We start from the raw sequence: 5,762 nt of genomic DNA, 5'->3' as shown, positions 1-5,762 counted from the left end.
CCCCAACGCGCACGTACACGATGCCGCCGCGCGGCGGGATCCGTCGGCGCCGTCCTGGCTGAACGACTCCTACGACCAGTTGGTCGACATGGTCTCCATCTACGCCGAGGACCGCAGGCTGTTCCTGGTCCTGGGCATCCCCTACACCCAGGAACTGTCCGCGGAGGCCCTGACCTACCAGACCCTGCACGACGGCTACGGCGAGGTGCTCGGCAAGGAGATCGAGCAGTTCATCCGCGGTCTGGGCGGCGCGCAGCTGCGCTGGGTGCGCAACCTCGACGAGCCCGCTCTCGCGTCTCTGATCCACCACACCTACGCGCCCGACCACTGGATCAACGACACCCGGGGCATGGACCGCGCGTCCTGCTGGCCGGCCGAGATGGACGCGCGGGAGCCCACCCGCATGGCGGCCCGCAGTTGGGAGGGTGCCGATCCCTGGTACACCGCTACCGCCTGGATCAAGCAGTTCCCGGTCCTGCCGGTGGGCGTCAACTTCATGGCCCCGCTGCTGCTCTACGTCTCCGACGTGATCCTGACGGTCGGGGTGACAATGCGGCTGCTACCCGCCGACAAGGCCCTTGAGGACGCCATGGCGGACGTCACCAACGAGGCCGGGCAGGCCGACAACCACCCCGGCAAGATCATCGACCCGCGCGAGGAGCGTGAGCTCGGGGCGTCCGCCTCCACCATGCACGACCTCGCCAACGGCGCGGCCGGCGTGCGGCTGACCGGCTGGGTCACCGTCACCGCTCCCGACCCCGAGCTCCTCGTGCAGCACCGCAACACGGTGCGGGCGGCCGCGGTCAAGAGCCAGTTGGCGCTGGAGTGGTGCGACTCCGAGCAGTACCGCGCCTTCACCAACACCCTGCCCATGGTCACCGGACTGCTGAAGGACTGAGGCGACGCCATGCTAGAGCTCGTACGCCGCCAGTCCCAGACCAGACGGCGCGCCCTGCGCACCACCACCGCCACCGCCTCCGGGCTCTACCCCGCAGTCGGCGCCCCGTCCTCGGACCCGAGGGGCGTGATCATCGGCCGTGAGATCTACAGCGGCAAGGCATACATCTACGACCCGTTCATCCTCTACGACCCCTCCGCCCGCGAGCGCCTGCCCAGTGGCCACGCGCTCGTGCTCGGCAAGTCCGGGTTCGGCAAGTCCTCGCTGGAAAAGTGCTACGTGCTGCGGCAGTTGCGCTTCCGCGACCGCTCGTTCTGCATCCTGGACGCGCAGGGCGAGGACGGGGTGGGCGAGTGGGACAGCATCGCCCGCTCCCTGGGCGTCACCCCGATCCGCCTGGTGTACGGCGGTGAGGACGGCGAGGGGGTGCGTCTCAACCCGCTCGACCCGCGGATCCCCTCCCAGTACCAGTTCAAGATCCTCTGCTCGATGGTGGAGATCATCGGCGGACCGCTGTCCAGCGAGAGCGAGTTCTCCCTCTCGGTCGCCCACGCGGCCGCGCAGGTGCGGGCCGCGGCCGAGAACCGGGTCGCGGTCCTGTCCGACATCCACGACGCGCTGACCAACCCCGAGCCGGCCATGCTCGGCCGGCGCCAGGTCGGCGTCGAGGACATGGTCGACTGGGGCCAGCCCGCGTCACTCGCGATGGACCAACTGTGCAGCCCCACCCGGGATCTGGCGGGGTTGTTCAACGGCCCGACCACGCCCGGGATCGACCTGGACGCGCGGCTCATCGTCTTCGACCTCACGCGTCTGCCGCGTGAGGGCGAGGCCATGCCGCTGCTGATGAGTGTGATCGGCCCGTGGCTGCGCTACGCGTGGATCAAGCCCGGCGACAGCATCAAGCGCACCTTGATCGTCGAAGAGGCCTGGCACATCTTGTCCCACCGGCCTGTGGCCAGGCTCTTCGAAGAGTTCGTCCGGTACGGGCGGCGGCTCGGCCTCTCGTTCTGGGCGATCCTGCACCACCTCGGCGACCTGATGGTCGACGAGGCACCCGAGGCCGCGGCGATCTTGAAACTGACCGCCACCCGGGTGCTCTACCACATGGACAAGGCCGAGGCCGACATCACGGCGGACTACCTGCAACTGCCCGACTGGGCACGCGAGGCGCTGGTCGACGGTGCCAGCCGCTGCTCCCCGGGGCGAGCCGTGTGGCAGGTGGGCAACCGGATGCACCTGGTGGAGCACATCCGCAGCGCAACCGAGTCGGAGCTGACCAACACCAACCGCAAGATGACCGAGGCCGTCTCCGGGAGCCAGGCGCCCGCGGCACCGCTCATCTCGATGCGAAAGAGCGCCGCCTGATGACCCTCTCGAACCTCGCCGCCCGCGCGCCTGCCCGGCACATCCCACCCTTGTCCGCTTCCCCGCACGTCCGTCCCGTCGCAGTGGAGGCGATCCGTGGCGGCCACGCGGCCAACCCTGCCTCGATATCCACCGGTGGGGGTGCTCGGTAGTGGCCAAAGTCGTCACCCCGCACTCGGGCAACCGCCTGCACGTCTACAAAGACGCCTGGTGGATCGCCCTGTGCATTGCCGCAGTTGCTCTCACCCTCTGGGCATGGGTGGCCGCCGTCCTCTCCGGCCTCCTCGCACACGCCTCGCCCGCGATGGTGTCGTGGAACGAGACCGCGGCCGCCATCCCCTCGCTGATCACCAACCCCCTGCATCCGCAGGACGCCTACCCGCCCGGATCCGGCGTGGGCGGGCCGTTCGCCTTCTACCCGCCCCTTTTCGCCGCAGCGGCCGGCAGCTCTTGGGGCGCCCGCGCCGGATGGCGACGCTGGCGTACGACACGGGACGAGGGCACCGACGGCCTGGCCACGAGCGCCCAGTTGCAGGAGGCCATGGGCGAGACCAAGGCCTTGTCCCGGCTCGGTGCACTGCGCCCGAGCCTGGCCACGCCGAAGCCCTCCCTCGACAAGGCGGCCGCCCCGTCCAAGACGCTCCCGTGGCGCTCCAGCGCACCGCCGCGGGTGACCGATGTGCCGGTGAGCGAAGTCGCCGTGTTCTGCGGCACCGCGATCCCGACCGGCGTCAAGCTGTACATCCCGTTCGAGGAGACCGTCCTGATCGTGGCCCCTCCCCGAGAGGGCAAGACCTCACAGCTGATCATGCCGTGGATCTTGGACTTCCCCGGCAGTGTGCTCGCCACCTCCTCGAAAACGGACGTCCTGTACGCGACGGCCAAGAGCCGCGAGAAGTACGGGCCGGTCATGGTGCTCGACCCGACGGGCCTGTCCAACTGGCCGCTGCAGTTGCAGTGGGCCGTCACGGACGGCTGCGAGGACTTCACCGTCGCCCGCAAGCGCGCCGAGACCCTCACCGGCACCGCAAAGTCTGATGAAGGCACTAAAAACGGCGGATACTTCGTCATGAACGCCCAGATGCTCATGACGTGCTGGCTGCACGCCGCCGCGCTCGACGGGCTGAGCGGCATGGACATCCTGCGCTGGGCCACCGCCCCTACCGAGCGCCAGCCGGTGGACATCCTGGCCGCCCACGGCCAGGAGAACCTCGCCCGGGCCCTGGCCGCCCAGCACGCCGCGGCGCCCGAGGAACGGTCGGCGAGCTGGCGCACCGCCGAGCAGTCCATCCTCGCCCTGTACGACCAGAAGGTCGCCGCCATCTTCGGCAAGTCCGCACGCGACGAGAACAACTTCTCCATCGCGAAGTGGCTCACCGAGGGCGGCACTGTCTTCCTCATCGGCGAGGAGGACGAGGGCAGCTCGCTCGCGCCCATCCTGGCGGCATTCTCGCGGGCCATCCTCGACACCGCCAAGGTGATCGCAGCTCGCATGCCCAACGGCCGCCTTGACCCTCCGTTCGCACTACTGGGTGATGAGTTGGCCAACGTGGCACCGCTGCCGCAGATCCCGAGCCTGATGTCGGTCTCCGGCTCGCAGAACATCTTCATGGTCGCCGTGTTGCAGAACCTGGCCCAGGCGCACGAGAGGTGGGGGGAGCTGGGCGTCAGGAAAATGTTTGCAGCTGCAACCATCAAGGTTATTTTGGGTGGTGTCTCGGACGAGCAGGAGCTCAAGACCTACTCCCAGCTCGCCGGCGAGTTCGAGGAGGACACCGAGTCCATCAGCGATGACGGGGACCGCGCTTCCATCAGCATCTCCACCCGCCGCCGGGCCGTCCTCGAGCCCGGCGATATCCGGCAGATCAAGGAGCGCGAGGGCCTGGTCGTGCACCGGCGTACCCCCGTCACACGGGTCAAGTTCGAGCGGATCCACGAAGGCCCGCGCGCCAAGGAGATCAGCGAAGCCACCAAGGAAGCACTGAAGAAGGTGAACAGCCATGTCGCCAGCCGATGAGTGGTCCACGTTCGTCCTGCAGACCGCAAGCGGCAGGTTGGTCAGCCTCGCGCGACTCATCCCCAACCCGGAGGCTGGCGTACCGCCCACTGCTACGCGGCCCTACCAGAAGGGCGACGATCCGTTCGCGCCTCTCCTCGATGCCATGGCGGCAGTCGACGGCGAGCACTGCGACCTGCACAACCGCCTGCTACGTCTCGAAGAGGCCGGCGCCGTTGCTCCCGCACCACAACTGCAACGGGACACCGACCCGCTGGGCCCGCTCTTCGACGCACTGGAGTCCATCAACGGCGAGCTCACCGGCTTCGCCGCACGCCTGGCCCGACTCGAAGACACCGTCTTCCAGGCCCAGTTCCTGCCCCGGCCCCCGCGGTTGGTGAACTCACCGTCCGCGACCGTGCGCGCGGCGCGGGGCCGCCTGGTGCGAAGGGCGGTGTCACGTGCCTGATCCGCTCGGACCGCTCTTCGACGCGCTGGAGTCGATCAACGGTGAGCTCACCGGCTTCGCCGCGCGCCTGGCTCGGCTTGAGGACGCCGGAGCCGTACGGGGTGCGCCGAAGCAGGGCGCATCCGGCGAGGACAGCGGCAGTGACAGCGCCCGCGCCCGCGGCGCGCCCGTCGTGTGGCACAAAGTCAAGGAGGAGGAGCGCGCCGAGCTGTGGACCGAGTTCAGCGCGTGGGTCATCCGCATGGCCGACACCTACGAGTTGACCACCGAGCAGCTTCCGCATGCCTGCTGGTGGGAGCACGGCGCCGTGGTGGCCGAACTGACCGCGCTGTGGACCGGCTGGGAGTCGGCCTTCGGCAACGAGGAGGACGCGGCGGCCGGCCCTTACCTGTGGCATGACGCCTGGGCGCGCGGGATCGAACGGATCGGGCGCTCGTGGCTCGGCGAGTGCACCAACGGCTACCACCAGACCAAGTCGCGCACCGTCTGGGGCACCGATCCCGCCTATCGCAAGAAGATCATTGACGCCGGTCCGCCAGGCGCGGGCAACGGTGGTCCCGACACACCCAAGGCTGCATAAGCCCAGCGGTCCCGAGGCCAACCGCCAGCATCCACCAACTCCCCGGGGCCGGACTGCGCGGTCCGGCCCCGGGCGAAGAACAACTCTGACCGAGCCGGCCGACCAGCCGACGCGCCCCACCACGAAAGGTACGCCCCTCATGGCTGTTCCGTCCTCCGTCCTTCTGCCCGTCCACGCCTGCGACCAGGTGCTCCACATCAGCGCAGTCGAGACACCGCTGATCACGGAGTTCGTTGCCGCGCTCAGCCACCTGGAACGCGCAGCCGCCCTGTGCGGCACCTCCGAGGCCCTCGTACTGCCCAATGGGACGTCCGTCGGTACTCGCGAGATGAGCGAGTGGGTGTCCATGAACAGCAACCGCCTCCACGCGCTCCTGGAGAAGATCACCAGCACCTTCCCCGAGCCGAAGAGCGCGGCTCGGTCTCCCCTCACCTGAACCGACCGAAGTCCC

Annotated in this window: 6 protein-coding genes; all 6 read left to right on the top strand. The window is 69.0% G+C overall.

The features are described from left to right. The coding region (locus P3H78_RS32690) for an SCO6880 family protein (protein WP_313884441.1) at window positions 1-898 on the top strand (898 nt) is incomplete at its 5' end. Between the two features lie 9 nt (window positions 899-907). After that, a complete protein-coding gene (locus P3H78_RS32685; protein WP_276112814.1) occupies window positions 908-2,266 on the top strand; it encodes a putative type IV secretion/conjugal transfer ATPase in 1,359 nt (452 codons plus the stop codon). Window positions 2,267-2,417: 151 nt separating this feature from the next. Next, complete coding sequence (locus tag P3H78_RS32680) at window positions 2,418-4,283, top strand: type IV secretory system conjugative DNA transfer family protein (RefSeq protein ID WP_276112813.1); 1,866 nt, start codon at window positions 2,418-2,420, stop codon at window positions 4,281-4,283. Window positions 4,284-4,428: 145 nt separating this feature from the next. Beyond that, window positions 4,429-4,731, top strand: a complete 303-nt coding sequence (locus tag P3H78_RS32675; protein WP_276112812.1) for a hypothetical protein — start codon at window positions 4,429-4,431, stop codon at window positions 4,729-4,731. After that, window positions 4,724-5,311: a hypothetical protein gene (locus P3H78_RS32670; protein ID WP_276112811.1), complete on the top strand. Its 588-nt coding sequence runs from the start codon at window positions 4,724-4,726 to the stop codon at window positions 5,309-5,311. Before P3H78_RS32675 ends, P3H78_RS32670 begins: the two co-directional genes overlap by 8 nt. 139 nt (window positions 5,312-5,450) lie before the next feature. Then, entirely contained in the window at window positions 5,451-5,747 is a 297-nt protein-coding gene (locus P3H78_RS32665; RefSeq protein ID WP_276112810.1) for a hypothetical protein, read from the top strand. The last annotated feature ends 15 nt before the right edge of the window (window positions 5,748-5,762 follow it).

The sequence above is a fragment of the Streptomyces tropicalis genome (assembly GCF_029269835.1).
GTDB lineage: Bacteria > Actinomycetota > Actinomycetes > Streptomycetales > Streptomycetaceae > Streptomyces > Streptomyces tropicalis.
The sequence above is the reverse complement of the archived record's forward strand: the minus strand, read 5'-3'. Positions and strand labels throughout refer to the sequence as shown.

Excerpts from the sequence above, each read along its gene's own strand:
- P3H78_RS32685 (WP_276112814.1), top strand. The coding sequence starts at position 908 with ATGCTAGAGCTCGTACGCCGCCAGTCCCAGACCAGACGGCGCGCCCTG.
- P3H78_RS32665 (WP_276112810.1), top strand. The coding sequence starts at position 5,451 with ATGGCTGTTCCGTCCTCCGTCCTTCTGCCCGTCCACGCCTGCGACCAG.
- P3H78_RS32675 (WP_276112812.1), top strand. The coding sequence starts at position 4,429 with ATGGCGGCAGTCGACGGCGAGCACTGCGACCTGCACAACCGCCTGCTA.